Source organism: Candidatus Bathyarchaeota archaeon (assembly GCA_029882535.1).
GTDB lineage: Archaea > Thermoproteota > Bathyarchaeia > Bathyarchaeales > SOJC01 > JAOUKM01.
In genome coordinates this window covers 1-18602 of sequence record JAOUKM010000031.1, presented here as the reverse complement: position 1 = coordinate 18602, position 18602 = coordinate 1, and the positions used below count along the sequence as shown (strand labels likewise).

Annotated in this window: 27 protein-coding genes; 20 read left to right on the top strand and 7 right to left on the bottom strand. The window is 43.3% G+C overall.

Annotated features, from left to right (window positions below):
• Positions 1–357: hypothetical protein (locus OEX01_07660; protein MDH5448858.1), on the bottom strand; the 357-nt coding region annotated here is incomplete at its 3' end.
• Positions 358–592: 235 nt separating this feature from the next.
• Positions 593–1525: a DUF362 domain-containing protein gene (locus OEX01_07655; GenBank protein ID MDH5448857.1), complete on the bottom strand. Its 933-nt coding sequence runs from the start codon at positions 1523–1525 to the stop codon at positions 593–595.
• A 402-nt stretch (positions 1526–1927) separates the two neighbouring features.
• On the opposite strand from OEX01_07655, the gene OEX01_07650 reads away from it, so the two are divergent.
• From OEX01_07650 to OEX01_07620, 7 genes are all read left to right on the top strand, one after another.
• Complete coding sequence (locus OEX01_07650) at positions 1928–2617, top strand: hypothetical protein (protein ID MDH5448856.1); 690 nt, start codon at positions 1928–1930, stop codon at positions 2615–2617.
• Positions 2614–3327, top strand: a complete 714-nt coding sequence (locus OEX01_07645; protein MDH5448855.1) for a DeoR family transcriptional regulator — start codon at positions 2614–2616, stop codon at positions 3325–3327. Before OEX01_07650 ends, OEX01_07645 begins: the two co-directional genes overlap by 4 nt.
• Positions 3328–3337: 10 nt before the next feature.
• Positions 3338–3793, top strand: a complete 456-nt coding sequence (locus tag OEX01_07640) for a hypothetical protein (protein MDH5448854.1) — start codon at positions 3338–3340, stop codon at positions 3791–3793.
• Positions 3794–4661: 868 nt separating this feature from the next.
• Positions 4662–4958, top strand: a complete 297-nt coding sequence (locus OEX01_07635) for a hypothetical protein (protein MDH5448853.1) — start codon at positions 4662–4664, stop codon at positions 4956–4958.
• 237 nt (positions 4959–5195) lie between these two features.
• A complete protein-coding gene (locus OEX01_07630; protein ID MDH5448852.1) occupies positions 5196–5936 on the top strand; it encodes a hypothetical protein in 741 nt (246 codons plus the stop codon).
• Between the two features lie 209 nt (positions 5937–6145).
• The gene (locus tag OEX01_07625; protein ID MDH5448851.1) at positions 6146–6718 is read left to right on the top strand and encodes a GNAT family N-acetyltransferase; all 573 of its coding nucleotides are present in this window, start codon (positions 6146–6148) and stop codon (positions 6716–6718) included.
• A gap of 174 nt (positions 6719–6892) precedes the next feature.
• Positions 6893–7273 (top strand): GNAT family N-acetyltransferase, encoded by a 381-nt coding sequence (locus OEX01_07620; protein ID MDH5448850.1) that lies wholly within the window; start codon positions 6893–6895, stop codon positions 7271–7273.
• A gap of 86 nt (positions 7274–7359) precedes the next feature.
• On the opposite strand, the gene OEX01_07615 is transcribed toward OEX01_07620, so the two are convergent.
• Positions 7360–7986 (bottom strand): nitroreductase family protein, encoded by a 627-nt coding sequence (locus OEX01_07615; protein MDH5448849.1) that lies wholly within the window; start codon positions 7984–7986, stop codon positions 7360–7362.
• A gap of 414 nt (positions 7987–8400) precedes the next feature.
• Between OEX01_07615 and OEX01_07610 the strand changes: the two genes are divergently transcribed.
• Together OEX01_07610 and OEX01_07605 are read left to right on the top strand one after the other, a co-directional pair.
• Positions 8401–8895 (top strand): isochorismatase family protein, encoded by a 495-nt coding sequence (locus OEX01_07610; GenBank protein MDH5448848.1) that lies wholly within the window; start codon positions 8401–8403, stop codon positions 8893–8895.
• A 295-nt stretch (positions 8896–9190) separates the two neighbouring features.
• Entirely contained in the window at positions 9191–10228 is a 1038-nt protein-coding gene (locus OEX01_07605) for a PKD domain-containing protein (protein MDH5448847.1), read from the top strand.
• Positions 10229–10281: 53 nt separating this feature from the next.
• On the opposite strand, the gene OEX01_07600 is transcribed toward OEX01_07605, so the two are convergent.
• Entirely contained in the window at positions 10282–10623 is a 342-nt protein-coding gene (locus OEX01_07600) for an MTH938/NDUFAF3 family protein (GenBank protein ID MDH5448846.1), read from the bottom strand.
• Between the two features lie 136 nt (positions 10624–10759).
• On the opposite strand from OEX01_07600, the gene OEX01_07595 reads away from it, so the two are divergent.
• Positions 10760–11254, top strand: a complete 495-nt coding sequence (locus OEX01_07595; GenBank protein ID MDH5448845.1) for a metallophosphoesterase — start codon at positions 10760–10762, stop codon at positions 11252–11254.
• A gap of 46 nt (positions 11255–11300) precedes the next feature.
• On the opposite strand, the gene OEX01_07590 is transcribed toward OEX01_07595, so the two are convergent.
• Positions 11301–11453, bottom strand: a complete 153-nt coding sequence (locus OEX01_07590) for a hypothetical protein (protein MDH5448844.1) — start codon at positions 11451–11453, stop codon at positions 11301–11303.
• 85 nt (positions 11454–11538) lie between these two features.
• Here OEX01_07590 and OEX01_07585 point away from each other — a divergent pair, with 85 nt between their 5' ends.
• Positions 11539–11694, top strand: coding sequence for a hypothetical protein (locus OEX01_07585; protein MDH5448843.1), 156 nt, complete (start codon positions 11539–11541; stop codon positions 11692–11694).
• Positions 11695–11697: 3 nt separating this feature from the next.
• On the top strand, positions 11698–11940 hold the full coding sequence (locus OEX01_07580; protein MDH5448842.1) for a hypothetical protein: 243 nt from the start codon (positions 11698–11700) through the stop codon (positions 11938–11940).
• Positions 11941–12123: 183 nt separating this feature from the next.
• Here the strand turns inward: OEX01_07580 and OEX01_07575 are convergent, their stop codons facing one another.
• Positions 12124–12873: an HAD family hydrolase gene (locus tag OEX01_07575; protein ID MDH5448841.1), complete on the bottom strand. Its 750-nt coding sequence runs from the start codon at positions 12871–12873 to the stop codon at positions 12124–12126.
• Between the two features lie 173 nt (positions 12874–13046).
• Here OEX01_07575 and OEX01_07570 point away from each other — a divergent pair, with 173 nt between their 5' ends.
• From OEX01_07570 to OEX01_07535, 8 genes are all read left to right on the top strand, one after another.
• Complete coding sequence (locus tag OEX01_07570) at positions 13047–14054, top strand: adenylosuccinate synthetase (GenBank protein ID MDH5448840.1); 1008 nt, start codon at positions 13047–13049, stop codon at positions 14052–14054.
• A 121-nt stretch (positions 14055–14175) separates the two neighbouring features.
• Positions 14176–14685 carry a 30S ribosomal protein S6e gene (locus tag OEX01_07565; protein MDH5448839.1) on the top strand — a complete coding sequence of 170 codons (510 nt, stop codon included), beginning with the start codon at positions 14176–14178 and terminating at the stop codon, positions 14683–14685.
• Positions 14686–14710: 25 nt separating this feature from the next.
• Positions 14711–15937 carry a translation initiation factor IF-2 subunit gamma gene (locus OEX01_07560; GenBank protein MDH5448838.1) on the top strand — a complete coding sequence of 409 codons (1227 nt, stop codon included), beginning with the start codon at positions 14711–14713 and terminating at the stop codon, positions 15935–15937.
• Between the two features lie 66 nt (positions 15938–16003).
• Complete coding sequence (locus OEX01_07555) at positions 16004–16423, top strand: 30S processome protein Utp24 (protein ID MDH5448837.1); 420 nt, start codon at positions 16004–16006, stop codon at positions 16421–16423.
• Positions 16424–16522: 99 nt separating this feature from the next.
• Positions 16523–17134: a DNA-directed RNA polymerase gene (locus OEX01_07550; protein MDH5448836.1), complete on the top strand. Its 612-nt coding sequence runs from the start codon at positions 16523–16525 to the stop codon at positions 17132–17134.
• Positions 17131–17316, top strand: a complete 186-nt coding sequence (locus tag OEX01_07545) for a DNA-directed RNA polymerase subunit E'' (protein MDH5448835.1) — start codon at positions 17131–17133, stop codon at positions 17314–17316. The genes OEX01_07550 and OEX01_07545 overlap by 4 nt, the downstream gene beginning before the upstream one ends.
• A 64-nt stretch (positions 17317–17380) precedes the next feature.
• Positions 17381–17587, top strand: a complete 207-nt coding sequence (locus OEX01_07540; GenBank protein ID MDH5448834.1) for a DUF6485 family protein — start codon at positions 17381–17383, stop codon at positions 17585–17587.
• Positions 17584–18105 carry a GTP-dependent dephospho-CoA kinase family protein gene (locus OEX01_07535; protein MDH5448833.1) on the top strand — a complete coding sequence of 174 codons (522 nt, stop codon included), beginning with the start codon at positions 17584–17586 and terminating at the stop codon, positions 18103–18105. Before OEX01_07540 ends, OEX01_07535 begins: the two co-directional genes overlap by 4 nt.
• Positions 18106–18114: 9 nt before the next feature.
• Here the strand turns inward: OEX01_07535 and OEX01_07530 are convergent, their stop codons facing one another.
• A complete protein-coding gene (locus OEX01_07530; GenBank protein MDH5448832.1) occupies positions 18115–18312 on the bottom strand; it encodes a hypothetical protein in 198 nt (65 codons plus the stop codon).
• Between the last annotated feature and the right edge of the window lie 290 nt (positions 18313–18602).

Below are 18602 nucleotides of genomic sequence, written 5' to 3'. Positions count from 1 at the left end.
TTCCATTCCAAAGGGCTTATAATTTTTCAAAAACGCGTCTTTCTTAGCCATTAGTGTACTCATTCTTTCGTTGGCGATCTCTTGTTCACGTTCGATCAGAACATGAAACGCCTCTTCCGCGGGCAGAGCTCTCATTTTGGTTGGTTTTCCCAGTAGTCTCTCGACCAACCCCAATTTTTCAAGCTTCGGCAATATTCTGTATACGTCTTCTCGACGCACTTTTGAACATTTTGAAACCTGGCTGACTGAAGCCAAGCCCAGTTGAGCTGTGGCCAAATACACCTTAGCCTGATTACCAGAGAGCCCGAAGTCAGACAAGATCTCAGCGTTCTCTTCTAAATATCGCAAGTTAGTCACTCTGATTTGAAAAAATTACTGTTACTGTTATATTACAGTCACATGCACTTAAAACTTTATCGTCCAAATCGTAACATTGCAGGCACGTGCGTTTATTAAAAAAGATTTGACATTGTCGGCCAAGACCTCCAGGACAAAATGCGCGCGCGCATCCCTAACTCATCCAATGCATACTTAAAGTTTTGAAGCGATTTAGGAGTGAAGACAATCGTGTTCTCATACAGTCTTGCCCCTATTACTTACTATCAGAAGCGCGCGCAAATATCCTTATCCCGCTCTCCAAGCCACGGGCGACGCTCTCTTCGTTCCATCCGCCAAACGTCTCCGCAGCCACCCTGAGATATCCGACGCTGTGCGGATCCCTTCCCAAGAGAGCGGTCACGAAGGCGTCTAACTCAAGGGGGTCATTGGAGCCTGAGAAGAAGCCAGGATTCTCAAGGATGTCCCATTTCATGGTCTCAAGGTCTCTCAGGGACGCCGTGAGTACCGCCTCGACCACCCCGCTGATGTCGAACAGAGAGTCATAGACCTTGTAGATGTCCACGATGCTCTGGTTAAGCTTACTATGTTTCTCGCCATGGTACATCCTCCTGCTAGGACCAGGAATCATCCCGAAGAAGTTCTTCACGGCGAGGGACACACACATGGGAGCTTCCAGTACTCTCACCTTGGCCAGGCTGAGCAGATCACTCCCCCGCATCTCGTAGAGCCTCTCCGGAACGAAGCCATAGAAGTCCTGCAATTCGAGTGGAGGATGCTTCCTAGCGACTTCATCCTTGATTAGTTCCGGGTCCGCCGTGCGGCCTCCCCAGTTCTCCTCTGTGATGTTCAGGAACTCCACACCGTGCTTCTTCAGGACCTCCCCGATGCCCGAGTACTCAAGGAACCACCGGTCGCTATCTCTGAGATACTCCGGTTCAATGGAGCCCCTGCCTCCAGTCTTGAGTATATCCTCCGTCCTCGCCCATCCGTAGCTCTCCACCACGAGGGCGTCGCTGTCGACGGCGGAGAGGACCCAGTCCAGAATCGTCGCCTCGGTGAAGCAGACGGAGAAGCCCCAGTTTGGCTTGACGATGACTGGAGGTTTCAGAGCAAGCTCCTCGATGGCTTCAATGAAAGACTCTTTATTCACCGATTCTTCCACAAAAACATTCCCTATCTTGTACACAGACTCACCTCCTCATGGGCCCGACACGCGCGCGTTATGAACTCTAGCGCGCGCGCTCATATTTCACTACCCTTTTCGAAACATAGAAAGAAAGAGAAATTTAAGCTTTAACATACATACGCGCGCAGAACTCGTACAAGAGTGTAAGAGTGATGAAGTGTATTTGAAGGAGATATAATGCTGTTAGCTTCTTGAAGAAGACGCGTGGACAGCTAATCTTAGAGCAGGGATATAGGGATGTTGAACAGATATGAATGGACGTTTGTCATTTTCGCGGTGATATCTGCACTTCGTGCTTTGTCTTATTAGAGGCTCTCCACATTTGGGACATTGCGCGCAACACTTAAATACTTAAACGCATTATCTAGTTATTTAGAAGCAAAGAAAATTGAGTTGAAATCATTGAAAGAATCTGAACCACAATATGAGTTCTTCGTTGAATGGAAAGTAAGACGTATTCCAGAACCCTCCAAAGAGCCAAAAACGACCTACAACCAGCGCATAAAAGAATGGGTCCTTTCCTCCATCGGTGTCGAAGGAACAACAAGAGATGTATTCAAGTACATTGAAGATTCGGATGCAGCAACCATAGACGATCTAACAGAGCATATCAAGAAGACTCCTGACGAAACGAGGGAACATGTCGATCAACTCTATTCCTTAGGGCTCATCGATCATATTGGCAAAGCCTACTTCGTTCGAGAATCGGTGTCAGCATCGATCGTGAGGCGGTTGATTCCAAGAATCACAGAAAATCTACGAAGCATAGCTAAAGTGGAATCAAGGTCCCGCTCAGATTCCGGTTACTACCAGAAGATGAGGGGGAGAGCATTTAGCGATGTCGGGAGTGCCATCGCAGCATGCAAAGAAATTACTCGATTAGGGAGAGCGCCGATAGCACGAGCGATTGGAGTGCATAGCTTCAATGGTGAAACGATTGAGGTGGAAGGCCCGGTGTCAAATTATGGTTACAGTCCTCAACATCTTGTAATAATCTCAGAGAGCGGAGAGAAAGTTGTAGTAGGAAACAAGAACAGTAAGGGTGCAGACGTGCAAGCTCATTCAATAATCGTTAAAGGTGATAAAAAATGAGTGAAACAAAAAAAGGGAAACAGGAAGAAGAAAGAGAAGAGAGACCAGGGGATTTCGAAGTACTCGCAGAGTGGACCATTCGCAGGTTAAGACCATTAAAAGATGTCTCAGAAGAGGACCATACTGAGAATGCGAAACGATGGGTTCTATTTGCGCTAGGTTTAGACAAACTTCACCAAGATATCTTCCTATACCTGGAAGAGACCTTTAGATCTACGACAACCGATATCGCAAGTAAGTTCGACATCTCACCTAATACAGCGCGTAAATACCTCGATGAATTACATACGGTGGGTCTTGTTGACTACGTTGGAAGAGAATACGCGCTCACTTATGAATCGTTGTCACGAGCAATCGAACTTATGCTCATTCCCCGAATCACAGACACGTTACGAACAATTGCTAGAGGCGCCTCAAACGCAGATTACTACCGTGCAAGACCGTTTGAAGGCATGGATAAGCAAGAAGTGATCGTTGAAAGTGGTGTGACCCTGATAAACAAGCAACTTCTTGATTCGTGGTACAGCCAAGGGAAAAAAGTGCAGATCAAAAGTTACGCTGGCCTGACAGTTAGCGATGATGTTGATCCAGAGCTCTTTAACGCCGTTATAGACCGTCTTAAGTGTATGGGAGGCTTGAGGATTCCGACGGAGGTCTACACTCGAGTTGCCCATAAAATTAGATGCTATGCTGGAGTTGATACCTATTAATACTAATAGATTGAGAAGGAGGGACATTTTCATTGTGGTAGCTTGGAGTTTAGTGATAGCTTTTGTCATAAGCGAGATTTTCTGGCTTAAATATGCGACGAGTGCAAGGCTTGGGCCTCAAAAAATCGCTTATACTTTGTATGACGCTCCTAGTGCTGGATTGTTGGAAATACTGATTCTTTTTTTGGTAAGCCTCGTGATCCCCATTTTTATATCTAGTGTAGAATCCTTGTTCTATAGTTCTGTGGTGTCACTTGCTTCGTCATTTATCGGCGGAACTATTTTCGTAGCGCTTTACATTTGGTATGGTCTCGGTATGAATGTGTACTGGGCGACGTTTGAATGGGGTTGGGAATGGGCGGTTCATTTTGGCTTATTGAACGTCTTTAGAATTGTGTTTCCAAACGTACTAGCACCTTGTTTGTTAGCTGTGGTGATTGGTTCTTTTCTTAGAAGTTGGATCTAGGTGGTGATTATAAGCTGATATTTCCGCTAGCCTCAGCTGTCCTTTCCGTGATGACCATCGCCAGGCAGCTTTTTCTAATCGAAACTAAACAGAAAGCGCCATCAAAGGATACTATGACTAGATCAGAGGAAGCACTAAGTTTTGGTGAAAAGCTAAAACTGACTTGGAAATCTGATAGTTGCGAACTACTAATTTAATGTCTATCCAAGAATAGTTTTTTACACATCGATACTTCTGAGTATTCCTGGAATAGCTATATTTGCAGTCTTCATCAAGGAAACTCTCCGAAAGGGTGAACCTAAAGCCCTCTAGCATGCATACTAAAAGTGAGTCAAGTTTAAATAATGCTGTTATGAGGAACGCCTTGTATGAATTATTTTGCGGATGATTTGAAGAAACTCATTAAGATGGCTAAGCGAGGTGCAAGTTTGGAGACTTTAGCCCGTACATTCAAGAGATTCCAATTGCTATCCGTATGAAACTTCGGAATCTGGGCGTAGAAGTTAAAAAAAATATTTCTAGGAATGGGTTTTTAACTTCTAAGCTGAAGCTGCCGGAAATAGAAGAGAGGATCCGCAACAAAAGCCCACAAAGAAACAGCAGCGAAACGGAAGAGATTCCAATCAAGATGGGCTAAAGCTGAAACTTCGAGAGAGTTTGAAACTTAATGCTGTTCTCCTTTCTCCCCTGGTTTCCACAAGTTTTCGTAGATCTCTCGGGGCAGGAGAAGCGGCGTATAATGAATGTACGTCGCCAACAAAGCCCTCGAATAAGCAGGAAGGGAGGTGAAACAAGCTATGTCGAAAAATGACCAAATGCCTCTGGCTATGCACTAATTTTCATTGTCGTTCTAACCTTTGGACCCATATTGATTGGCGAAGTCCAAGAGATACCGGAGCTGAAGGTTATTGGCTACTCAGTGACGATCGGCGTGGTAATGGCCTTCTTAGGCTACGCCAAAAGCAGCAACCCCAACGAACAGTTCTCTCCGCAAAAACTCGTCATAACACCGATAACAGGCGCCCTCGCAGGAATCGTAATGGTGATATGGAAACTTGACTACGGAAGCGCATTAGTTTGGATGGCTAACACCGGCGTCCTAACATGGATAGAATTTATCGGCAAAGCAGTCGTCCGGAGATTCTGGGCAACAACAATCACGTAACAGTCAGCCGCGGCAGTACAATCGCGCGAGTACTAGGCTGCGGCACCCAAACAACCGGGACACAAACCCGGACAACCACCCTATTTTTGAACAAATGCGCACGCACCAACAGCATGTGGAATAATTGCTAAAGGAAAGAACAAGTGGAAGACTCTAATCCAAAATGCAAGTCAGAATTGTATCACTACGAAATGACCCTAGCTAGGCTTTTATGTAATAAAAGACACTGTCTAGAACATGAAAAAAAGGGATAAACTTCTCTTGGTGACACCCTCGGGTAAAGAAATCAAACTTGGCTTTATGAGTCCATGTAGAAATGGATACGTACTAGGAACATCAAGAGTAGAGGGAGTTGATACTTCACACCTTACCATCATTTCCAAAGAAGAGACACTTTCATCGCACATCACTCCGCAAGAACACCCACAAAATAGACAATATTTTCCTCAAGTTAATCCAGAGAATTTAGCCAAGGCATTTCAAGAGAAAGTAGAACAAAATCTAGTTTCACCCTTGTCAATTGACCAATTATCAGAAGAGGTAGTGTACGTAACTCAAAAATTCCTTGATTGGTTAGACTCTGTGAAGAATACGCTATATGAAAAAAGAACTTCACCGAGGGAAGTAATTCATGTGTTAAATTTCAAGAAACTTTCGGAAAAGCTCCCTCAACTTATTGAGGAATTCAAGAACTCACCTTCGTCATTCTTTGGAATGTGCAAAGCTAAAGAGATTCTTCAAGACACCTCAAAGATTCTTGGAGTGACAAATTCTAGATTGCTAGTAATACCCCATGAGAACCAACTATACCATGCGGATTTCTCTTTCATAATCAATTTCAATCCAGTTTTGGAACAACAAGAAGTCTCAAGCCCACTATCCGAAATCTACCGAGGTATGGGAATCAGTCAATACATGCGAGAAGTTGAGAAAAAAAAGATTGTGGAAAAGTTGCTTTCAAAGGCTAATGAAAAATGATGACTACGGTTTGACAATTCACGAACCCTATCCGACGATTTTTTACACGATAGCTAATCCGACGAAGACTTTACAGAGCCCTTAACCAGGTTCTGTTAACTCTTCAGCACACCCATAACCCTGTTAACTATCGGCACATTTCATCTTAATCTTGTTTTCTAAAAAAATCTTATGCGGAAGGACACGGTGATAATGTGTTCAGTGAAAGCATGTCTGTTAGAGAGAACGTGTCAAAACAGGAGACCTTGATAGGTAGAAGGGTTTACTTGAGACCTTTTGAAAGAGATGATTTGCCCTACATTCAGAAGTGGCCCAATGACGCTGAACTCAGAAGACTTATAGGTGAAGTTGCACCGATGAGTCGAGCTGAGACCGAGAAATTCTACAAGAAATTGCTTGCTGATAAGAATCGAATGTGGTTTGTGATTGCCCTCAAAAAAGGTGATCGGGTAATAGGGGAAGCTGGATTTTTGAGAATGTTTAGACCTTGGCGAAATACAGACATAACCATCATAATCGGCGAGAAGGACGCTTGGGGAAAAGGATACGGAACTGAGACAGGTCACTTGCTCCTTGACCATGCCTTCAAACGACTGGGCTTTCATAAGATTTCGATAGGGGTGGTCGGTTTCAACAAGAGAGCGCTGAAATTTTGGGAGAGTCTTGGCTTCAAAAAGGAAGGCGTTGAGAGAGATGAATATTACTACAACAACGAATACAGCGACGGCATCATGATGAGTATTCTGGAAGATGAATATAGAGAATTGTACGAAGCTCACTAACCAAATCCCATAGCGCGCGCAAAACCAGATGGGCGCGCATACGTATAAATCAATACATCTTACACAGTATATGTCAAATATGAATGAGAGAAGAAACCGATGTCCACAAACCAATTCGTACCCGATGATTTCGAGATCCCCTCCTTGCTCGAGACAGACCGTTTCCGCCTTCGGATGCTGTCGGTGGATGACGTCGAAAAAGATTACGAAGCAGTCATCGAGAGTCGGGAGCTTCTTCAGACTATGTTTGGTGGTCCTTGGCCGAGACCGGGGTTTACCCTCGAAGAAAACCTCATTGACCTGGAAAGGCATCAACAGGAGTTCCTCAGTCGCAAGGCGTTTGCCTATACGGTCATATCCTTGGATGAAGCAAGGGTTCTTGGCTGTGTCTACATCAACCAGTCTGAAACTGCCGACTCAGACGCTATTGTGGTCATGTGGGTGCGTCAGACTGAATACGACAAAGGACTGGACGAGATATTGTTCAATAAGGTAAGGGATTGGATCAGCTCAGACTGGCCCTTTAAGAAGGTAGATTACCCTGAGAGAGTGTAAGTAGTAAAGGGTCAAATTTTGTTTTTAGCTTGATTAAGTGCGCGCGCGTGTAATTATAGCCAAAATAGCAGCAAGTTAGTTGACTTCTAGATCCATTTAATCATGGGTTCTTTTTTCTTCGCCCGTTTGTAAGCATACCAGCGCGCGAGCGCATCTTCCTTTGGATAGCCAAGCACGATAGGCCCGTATATCCGTTCATTATCCTTTAGCTCGAGGGTTTGTACGACATCAGCATCGCCTGTGACCATTGCACCAAATCCCACATAGCAGCTGCCAAGACCGAGAGAGGTTGCGGCAATCATGATGTTCTCGCAGGCAAGCGCGCAATCTATAGCGTGACTTTTTAGGCCGATGACAAAGAGGATGACAGGTGCACCATGGTAAATCATGTCTTTGGGTTCGTCCATCGCCTCGTAGAACATCATTACTTTCTCGATAATTTCTGGGTGCGTCTCCTTCATGCTTTCCATGGACTTTTTCCAAATCGGAAAGACGGTCTGAACGAGTTTTTGCTTGAACTCTGGGTCCTCGACAACAACAAACCGCCAAGGCTGAAAAAGAATTTCCTTACTTCCTTTTTCCTCCCTCCCACTTGAAGGAGCCTGATTGCCAGCTTCGATGATCGTGTTGATGATATCCCTCGGAATTGGTTTTGGTTCATAGGACCTGATAGACCGTCTGTTGTGTATGGCTTCAATTACTGGGTTCATCATTACCTTCACTGTCCAGAGACTATGACAGATATACATTAAAACGTTCTGACCCGTATTTCATGAAGTCTATAGATATACGCACGCGTTAATTCGTGAAAGCGTAATCAGCGTCATTTTCCCTTACGTGCGCGCAACGATAAACTTAATAGAGTGCGGAATGTTCCAAATCGTAGATTTGCCGAGGTGAGATTTGTATGGGATTGGATAGAAATTTGGAATCTTGCGGTGGTTTTTCAGATGATGAGTATCTAATCCTTGGAGTATTCCACGGCTGCGATGACAGAAAAATCGTGGGCTGATGAAATATATCTTTTCTTTTTTCAGATTAAAATGCGCGCGCTTTCATATACAGTCTTATAATCTGTAAGCCTATAGAGATGATTAAATCGTGAAGTGAAAAAGGAGATAAAAAAAATGAAGCCAGCCTTGCTCGTAATAGACATACAGAATGAGTTTTTCAACATCAATCAGGCTTGCTCGGACTCCTTAAAGTCGACCATTGAGTACATAAATGATGCAATAGACCTTTTCAGAGAAAAGAACCTTCCCATCGTCATCATACAGCACAAGAGTGGAGAGAAAGGGCTTGCGCCAGGTAAATCAGGTTTTAACGTGCCTGAAAGTGTGAAGCTTAAACCTCAAGATATGCGCATCGTGAAGACCTATGGCAACTCTTTCACAAAGACAGGGCTTGCAGAAAAATTAAGAGAGCTTGGGGTTGACACTCTTATTGTGACAGGTTTTTGTGCAGAGTTTTGCGTCTTATCTACATACAGAGGTGCGCAAGACTTTGACTTTACACCTATATTATTGAAGGGATCCCTTGCGTCTGACAATGCAGAGCACATAAGGTTCGTGGAAGAGATTTCAGAGATAATATCTTATGGCGCTTTGAAGACACTGCTCTGATTCTCGGAGTCCATTTCTTCTTTGTCATATGCGAATGCATGCATCGTCGTAACCCTCCATACCCTCCACATTTAAACGATACCACCGTCTTCTCCATGAAAAATGCTTAAAATATGTGGTCTATCTCTTGCTGTTATGTGGATAATATGGTAAGTTCTATAAACACACTGATGTAGTTTATGTTGAAGGCGGTCGGCAAACGGCTGATTTCAATTTCACGTATTATTTTTATAGAATATAACTCCAGAATCCTAATAAAACGCCAAATCTTCGATTATCTTAAAATCGATATCTGATGGCGAATAACATGAAAAGCTATTGGTGGCTCTCTCTGTTTCTTTTGACATTGATGGTTATGTCGTCGAGTTTATCAATTGTCTTTTGTGAAGAATCAGCTTATCAAGCTCAAGACAACTCGCACCACGATGACCATTTAAATGATCCGTCAGACGGTTTTCCCAACGACTACACGCCTCTTATCATACCCATTGAAAGTGGCAAACGGATTACAGTAGCACCCATTACAACTTGTACATTACTTGAAAACGCCACATGGAATCCCTATTATCATCCATGTAAGATGGCGCAAACGATTTTAGTTGACAACGATTGGAATGATGGAGATGCAAATTACACGTACATCTTCGAAGATTGGACTGATTATGACTGGAACGACATCATCGTAAACCTCTACGCTTCAATCTCTGATGGAATACTTTCAGACATGTTCTTAGCCTTCCGCGAAGCTTCTTGGAAGAACCCTTTCAGCCTAGAAATAACTGCTGAAGGAACATGGATTAACATTAAATGGAACAGCACAGACTATCCAAACATACATTCATTAACAATTGACGAAGGAGAGACCGCTGAAGTTGATTTATTTGCAGAATCTAATCCAGGCGACAAGGCGTTTGTCAGATTTCTGATTCCGCCTTTTGCCAGTTTTTCATGGTATCCCACACAACCTCTTACGGGGGAGACTATTGTGTTTGACGCCTCTGCAAGTTACGATCTCGATAAGGAAATTGAAACATACTCTTGGAGTTTTGGCGATGATACTTCAATTAACACCGACAACCAAACAATCACTCACAAATTCGTGTCCCATGGGACTTACAGCGTGAATTTAACGGTCACTGACACTGATGGACTAATAGACGTGGTTTCAAAGCATATAAAAGTCTCAGCTGGTATTGGTGGAGAAACAACTTCGTTGGATAACACTCTCGTAACTATTTGGAAAAAGGCAAATATACTCCTAATAACCACTCTCGCAGCTGCTGCAACTCTGATACGAAGAAAAAAGAAGCACTCAACTAATTTAGCTGAATAAAAATTTCCCATCCGTGTTAAGATTCTCGACGTTTTTCAAGAGTCTAAAAAAACTTAACACGTCAAATGAAGCGCGGCAACAACCTTCTCACCAGACTCTGCTAGTCTATTGAAAGTTTTCGTCGCATCACCCGTCTTTTCTATCATCAGCCGGATACCTTGTCTGTCCAAATGTCGCTTCACCTCTTTTGGAACTTTCATCAAACCCCAATAACCAGTTCCCACAACAACTACTTGCGGTTCAACTTTTAATACCTCTTGCAAATCTTCAATCGCGAGTTTGTGCCCCTCTCCCCGCCACCAATTATCCTTTACTTTGCCTAGAAATACAATTACATCATTAGTGTAGTGTTTGCCGTTGATGACGATTGTGCCAAAATCATAGAATTCGATCATTTGTCCCAGCTTGAAAAGCGCATCCGTTAAACATAAGTCTTTTAGCGTAAGCTCGGCGCGATTTTCTGTTAACTTTATAACCGTTGCTATCCACTATTATAATAGTTGATAACAAAGATCATCAAGGCTGAGAGTTTTGAAACTAATAGGTTTGATCTCAGATACACATATTCCAGCCCGGGCAAAAGCTATTCCAAACAAAGTTTTCCAAGTCTTCCAAGACGCCTGTTTGATTATCCACGCTGGAGATTTAACGAAGCTAAGCGTCATAGACGAACTGGAACAGATGGCACCTGTAATCGCTGTGCATGGTAACATGGACACGCGAGACGTGAAAGAGAAATTGCCTGTTACAAATTCTGTTGACGTTTATGACTGGAAAATTGGATTGACTCACAGTCTAAACTATTTCTTTCGAAAAAGCAGATTTAAAGGCATAATCGGGAAGCGAGGATTCCACGTTTTCGTATCGGGGCATACTCATCGGCCAAGTTTGAAATATAAAATGGGCATGTTGCTCGTTAATCCCGGCAGCCCCACCAATCCAATCCCGCCATTTTTAATTAGACCATCAGTTGCACTATTGAAAATAACAAAGAAAGAAATTAAGCCGGAAATTGTCAACCTTTGACAAAGTAGGAGAAAGGAAAAACGGTGAATTTTTTACTGGTTTAATGCTAGTCCATTAGTAGCTTACTGTAGATGTCGTTAGCGTCCAATCCGTATCTGAAGGCAATTACGAATATTGAAATCTGACCAGTGCATCGGTCGGCATTGAAAAATTTGGTAAGGTCATTCTGGCGATTTGAAGCAGTTTCACTTTCACTCATGTCTCTCCACTCTGTAGATTGTTGTTGCGTCGACTGTTTTAAACGTAGAAAAAACAAAAATCGTTTTGTAGTGAGGTATGATCATTTGGCTCGTCCTGTAGAAAAGTGTCAGAATCCATGGATAAGTGAGTGTAGAAACACCGACATAGAAGTTTACATAACGCATGAAGAACAGCAATTACCCATTTGCACTAATTGTTGGCGCAAAATTGCGGATGAAAACTATGAATGGAGACGATAATCGATGGGCATGGAACACTTCAACCTAAATGTGGCTCGTGCTTTCGTAGGCCGCAATGTCAACCTGCATCTGAAAGACGGCTCTGTTCTAGTTAACGTTTACATAGCTGATGCTAAACGGGAAAAAGACGGTGGCAAACCAGCCGTTCACTGTATTACACAGCCAAGAAAGCCTCCGTTGAGAATTTTTCTGAAAGAAATTGAGTGGATGGAACAGCTGAACCCTCATCTTCTAGTGAACGCTTGATTATGAAGGAACGAAGAGATTAAGATACAGAGAAGGCTTTGAAGATTCACTGGAACTATGCTTAGAAGAAGAAGACAAGTCAATGGAAAGCAAGATGTTCTTCAACATATACGATACCTGCTTTGCTTGATTAAAGAGCGCAAATTTAATAGAACAAAAGAAATGCTATGCGCCATGAAATAGTTACAAAACCTCTAGGATTTTGGACAGACTTCTCAGATTTGGTATTGCCCTGTCGGGCTTTACGGGAATTGGGTCAAGTTCACCTAGAATTGCGTAAGGATTCTTCCTAAGTCCAGTATTCTCAACTAAAATTGTCGTGAAGCCCATGTTTTTTGCTCCGTCAATATCTGCTTTCAAGGAATCGCCTACAAAAACTGCTTCTGCAGCCTCGACACCTAGCGTTTTTAGTGCTTCTTTAAAAATCCTGGGATGAGGTTTTCGTAGGCCTAATTCGCCAGAAACCACTACTGCGTCAAAAAATCTGGTTAAGTTGAAGCGCTGCAGTATCTTCCAAAAGCCTGGCGAGTAGGCAAAATTGGAGACTAGTCCAAGCTTGTATTTCTTTTTCAATCTAGTGAGTAAGGGTAGCACATAGGCTTCCATTCGTACGTCTTCGATAAAAGCTTCGATAAAGGCTTCTACAGCACGCGTTATTATTGGGCTTTCATGAGCAAAATTGTGGTTGAACCTTTTTAATGTCTCGGCAATTCGTAGGCGAAAGTTAACTTCACGAAGGGATTGTTCAGACTCGAGGTACATTTGATGGCGCACTTTAAAGTAAACACGTCTAAACTCCTCAAATGAAGTCGAAACTATCACATTGTCGTGCTGTAGGCTCTTCAGAAGCTTTGCTAAGCATTTGTTGTAGTCCCATCGGTCCGTTAATATCAGCGTGTCGCCTAGGTCGAAAATTACGGCTTTGAACTGCATGGTTTTGCGCCTTCGTTTTCTCGTGAGAGACGTGTTGTTGACTGGTTCTTAAACCTATTCGACACATCCATATAAAATTAACAGTTTCTTTGTAAAATGGCGTATTGTTTTACATGAAGTTGACAAATACTTTTAAATATTTCTCGCTAGAGTCTAACTGTGGTGAAAAACTCATGGGTTGTACAGTAGTTGCTGGTGCTTTTTGGGGAGACGAAGGCAAAGGCAAAGTCATATCCTACTTGGCTTTGAAAGACAAAGTCGACGTCTGCGTGCGCACGGGTTCTGTTAACGCTGCTCACACTGTGCATTTTAAGGGTAGACGTTACGCTTTACATATGGTGCCTTCCACATTTGTTTATGATAAATGTCGCCTGTTAATTGGTCCTGGAGCTAATGTTGATGTTTTTCAATTTTTGAAAGAGGTAAGAGAAACGGGAGTTGAGAGTCGGATCGGTGTGGACAGGCAAGCTTCTATCATTGAGCCGCATCATTCAGCAATAGACAAGAGCGACAGCCACTTGAAAAGCCTCGGCACTACTGGTCGAGGCGTTGGTCCCGCCGTGCAGGAAAGGGCGAAGAGATCAGCTAAGTTGGCGAAGGATGTGGCAGAGTTGAAGCGGTTTTTGGCAGATGCGACAGGGGAAGTTAATGCCGCTATTGACGCAAAAAAGACTGTTGTTTTGGAGGGGACGCAAGGCTTGATGCTTTCGCTTTATCACGGGTCTTATCCCTATGTTACGAGTCGTGATACAAGTGCTGCAGCCATATGTTCTGAGTCTGGGGTAGGTCCAAGTAGGGTGGACAAGGTTTTGGTTGTGTTTAAGGCTTTTATTACGCGTGTGGGTGCAGGAGATTTGCCTGGGGAGTTGTCCAAGGAAGAGGCCATACGGCGCAGGTGGTTTGAGACTGCGGCTGGTACAGGGCGGGATCGTAGGTCTGCACCGTTTAATTTTAATTTGGCGAGGAGAGTGGCGAAGATTCATGGTGCTACAGAGGCTGCTGTGACTAAGCTTGATATTTTATATCCCAGTTGCAAAAACGCGACTAGTTATGACAAGCTGCCTCAAGGAGCAAGAGACTTCTTAGTTAGAGTTGAGGAGGCAACAGGTGTACCTGTGACTATTGTTGGTACTGGACCTGGTGCATTGGACATAATTGATAGAAGAGGTTCAAGCTCCTAATAGACCCCAAATATGAATGTTTGTGAAAGTTAACTTGCTGTTGGCGTTTTGAAAAGGAAGCTTTAAAAACGCTGTGTACAATCCATATTCAAACTTGCTTCATCCGAAGGTAAATGTTTCCATGGCAAAATTCAAAATCATCCTTTCAGACCCCGAAACTGGAAAATCCCAAATAGTTGAACTGGAAGGCTCCCGAGCCGTTCCCCTTGTAGGAAGGAGACTAGGCGAAATAATAGACGGAACAGCTGTCGGACTGGGAGGGCATAAACTGAAAATCACGGGAGGCTCAGACAAAGACGGCTTTCCCATGCGACCAGGCATCCACGGCGGAATAAAAACCCGCGTGATAATAACCAAAGGCGTCGGCTTCCACTCAACTCGCAAGGGGGAACGTAGAAGAAAAACGCTTCGCGGAAGCGTCATCACCGAAGAGATCGTTCAAATTAACATGAAAATAACCGAGAAACCCAAGAAAGCAAAAAAAGCAAAGCCGTCTGAAAAAGCCGAAACAAAGGCTGAAACAGCAGAGAAAAAGCCAGAAGAGATAGAGAAATCAGCGAAACAGAAGAAAAAGCCGAAAGTTATCGAGGAAGAAACCAAGGAACGCAAAGAGAAACCAAAAGAAACCTAAACCGGAGGTTAATCGTCTGAAAGAACTGCCCAAACAGCCCGAAGTTAACATCGGTACCATTGGCCACGTAGACCATGGAAAAACCACACTTGTACAAGCATTATCGGGCGTATGGGCCGCCAAACACAGCGAAGAACTGAGACGCGGCATTACAATAAAACTCGGATACGCCGACGCACCAGTATACAAATGCCCAAAATGCGACGCCCCAGAATGCTACTCCACACAACCCAAATGCCCAACTTGCGGCACAAAATGCGAATTTCAAAGAGCCATCAGCTTCGTAGATGCCCCCGGACACGAGGCACTCATGGCAACAATGCTTTCAGGCGCCGCAGTTATGGACGGCGCCATACTCGTAATAGCCGCAGACGAACCCTGCCCCCAACCCCAAACACGCGAACACTTAGCAGCTATTCAGATTGTCGGCGTAGACAAAATAATTATTGTTCAAAACAAGATAGATATAGTTGACGAGAAAAGAGTCTTAGAAAATTATCGCGAAATCACCGAGTTCGTCAAAGACACAGTTGCCAAAAACGCCCCAATAATCCCAATCTCAGCCCAACGCGCTGTAAACATTGACGCCCTCGTCCAAGTCATGGAAAAGCACATTCCTACACCTGAACGTGACACGACAAAGCCGCCTTTAATGTATGTTGTCCGCTCTTTCGACATAAACAAACCCGGAACAACTATCGACAACCTAGCAGGCGGCGTCATAGGCGGCAGCAACATACAAGGAAAATTCAAACTAGGAGACAAAATAGAAATTCGCCCAGGCATACGAACAGAGAAGCAAAGTAAAAGAGTATACGAACCCCTATTTACCGAAATCGTCAGCCTTCGAGCAGGTGGAAAAAGTGTAGACGAAGTTCAATGTGGAGGCTTGGCGGGAATAGGAACAATGTTAGATCCGTCCCTAACCAAAGCAGACAGCCTCACTGGCAACCTAGTCGGACTACCTGGAAAGCTCCCTCCATCGGTTTCAGAGCTTATCATAGAAACGCATTTTTTTGAACGCGCAGTGGGAACCAAAGAAATGGTTGCAATAGACCGAATTCACACAAAAGAAAGCCTCCTACTAGACGTAGGCACAACAATTACTGCAGGAGCAGTTGTTTCGGTAAGGGGAGAGACAACAACCATAAAGCTTGGACGCCCAGTATGCGCTGAAAAGGGCATGCGAGCAGCGTTAAGTAGAAAAATAGCTGGAAGATGGCGACTAATTGGCTACGGAATAGTTAAGTAACGTAGATAAATGTAAGACTATAACGTATGAGATAACCCTAAGATCAAGAAAGGGAAAACGAACAATTTGTCTCAAAAAAAATCAAGAAAGGCATTAAAAATCATATTGGACTCAAGTTTCCTCTTTATACCTTCACAATTTAAAATTGACATTTTCGAAGAGTTAGCTACAGTTCTAAATCGACGTTTTGAACCAGTCATTCTCTCTCCAACCTACAAAGAATTACAGAAGATAGCTGAAAGTGGATCAACAAAACTGCGTCGACAAGCGACTTTAGCCTTGAAGTTTGCTCAAAAATGTCGCAAAATAGATGCGGAGAAAGGCGTTAAAGAGTCACATGACGATGTAATCGTTCGAGTGGCTGCAGAATCGGAATGCTGTGCTGCAACAAATGATCGAGCTTTAAGAAAGAGGCTGAGGAGTATAAACGTGCCAGTCGTTTATCTCAGACAAAAGTCACATTTAGCTGTAGATGGAGCCATCTAGATTTAGCTAAAAAATAGGGGCGCTTCAAAAAGCTTTTTAAAATCCCTATGAAGTGTATGTAAAGCACATAAACCTGTTCGAAGCAGAGGAAAAATTGTAATGTTTAAACTTCTCGTTCTGGAAGACACGATTCGCATACCCCCAGAAAAATTTAGTGAACACCTCGACCAAGCAGGCCGCGAACAGTTGAGAATGAAGTATGAAGGCATGGTGGACGATGAACTTGGATACGTGGTGGCTGTTACTAAGATTAAAGTTAATCCAACGGGGAAGATAATTCCCGGCGATGGCGCCACATACCACAAGGTGTCCTTCTCTCTTTTGATTTTTTATCCAAAAATTCAAGAAATTGTGGAAGGCGAAGTCGTGGAAATCGCGGATTTTGGGGCGTTCGTACGTGTTGGTCCAATCGACGCGTTGCTACATGTGTCGCAGCTGATGGATGATTTTATTTCTTATGACGAAAGGCAAGGTGTGTTGATGGGTAAGGAAACTAGAAGGAAACTGTCGTCAGGAGACCATATTAGAGCTCGTGTAACAGCCGTTTCACTGGCTCGAAGTGGTGGCTCTGGTAAAATTGGAGTAACTGCTAGGCAACCTTTTCTCGGAAAAATTGAATGGATAAAGGAAGAAGTGAAAAAACTAAGAAGTGAAGCTGAAAAGGAAAAAGCTGTCAATAAAGCTAAGGAGCAGGAGAAAAAGCAGCAATGACTGATAAAGCCTGTCGAGAATGTCACATGATCACCACAGGCGCCTTATGCCCAAAATGCAAAACTGCAACCTTAAGTGACGACTTCAGCGGACTCGTCATCATTATTGATCCAAAAGAGTCAGAAATAGCGAAGGTAATGAAAATTAATGAGAAAGGACGTTACGCACTACGCGTTCGATAACATCAGCCTTTTCAAAAGCTATAAGCTCGCATGGATTTTCCATATAAAATGAGAGGATGCTTAGATGCAAAGAAAAAAACCTTGCCCCAATCTTGATGTGAATCTGAAAAATTGTAATTGCACCTATCCATCATGCGATAAGAAGGGCAAATGTTGTGAATGCATTCGGTTTCATCGAGAGCGAAACGAGCTGCCTAGCTGCCTATTTCCATCCGAAGTTGAAAAAACATATGACAGGTCAATAGAGAGATTCGTGGCAATTTATAGGTGATTGACATCCGCCGTCTCACGTCGCAGCTTCGAAAAAAATTGAAAAAACCTCTGGGGATCCTGTTTCACGGTTCTCTGGAAGAAACAATAAGCATACTGAAAACGCTGATTGAAAAAGAAAAACCCGCAAAGATAGTGACAGTAGGCGATCGAGTTTCCCAAGACTTAACCAACCACTCTCTTCTGCCCGACGTCTTGATCGTTGACAACAAAATCATGAGAAAAGAAATACCGCCAATCTCTGCCACGGCTGACCATGTTTTGAATGTGAAGAATCCGCCCGGAACATTAACAGATGAAGCTTGGCTGGCTGTAGAAAAGGCGATAGCGGGTTCTCGGCGAACAAAAATTGTCGTTGAAGGAGAAGAGGATTTGCTAACATTGGTCGCTATTTTAGCCGTGCCGGAAAACTCTCTGGTGCTCTATGGACAGCCCAGTAAAGGAGTTGTGACTGTCAAGGCAACAGCTGAAATGAAAAAGAAAGTGCGAGAAATAGTTGAAGCAATGAAGAACGATTGAAGGAACAGTCTAAGTGAAAATAGAGCCGCCAGAAAAAACACTTGTAATCAACACGATGAGACCTGCTATTCCTAAAAACATGCCTATTATGATAAGAAACGAATTTGAAACAGCGTTTATCGGCGTCATGTTGCTTATTCCGCATATAAAGACGACGAAGCCTAAAAGGCATAGAACAATTCCTACTAGTATGCTTCTGGTTTCCACCTTATCCACCAATTAAACTCTAGTCTGCCAGAAGAAAAATGTTAAGCATACAAAATTATTATTCTGGCTTCAGTTTCCATATGAATATTTATAAGCATAAAAACGCTTTTCTCTGTGCCATAACCACTCTTCCATGGAAGAATAAAATTTGAAGATTAAAATCCTATCCCAAAAATACAATCCTTTACTAAAAAGAAAAGAGGTTGTTTTTGAGGTTGACCACAGCCAAGAAGGACAAACCTCTCCACGTTTGGAATTAAGAAAAAACTTGGCAAGCATACTAAAGGCAA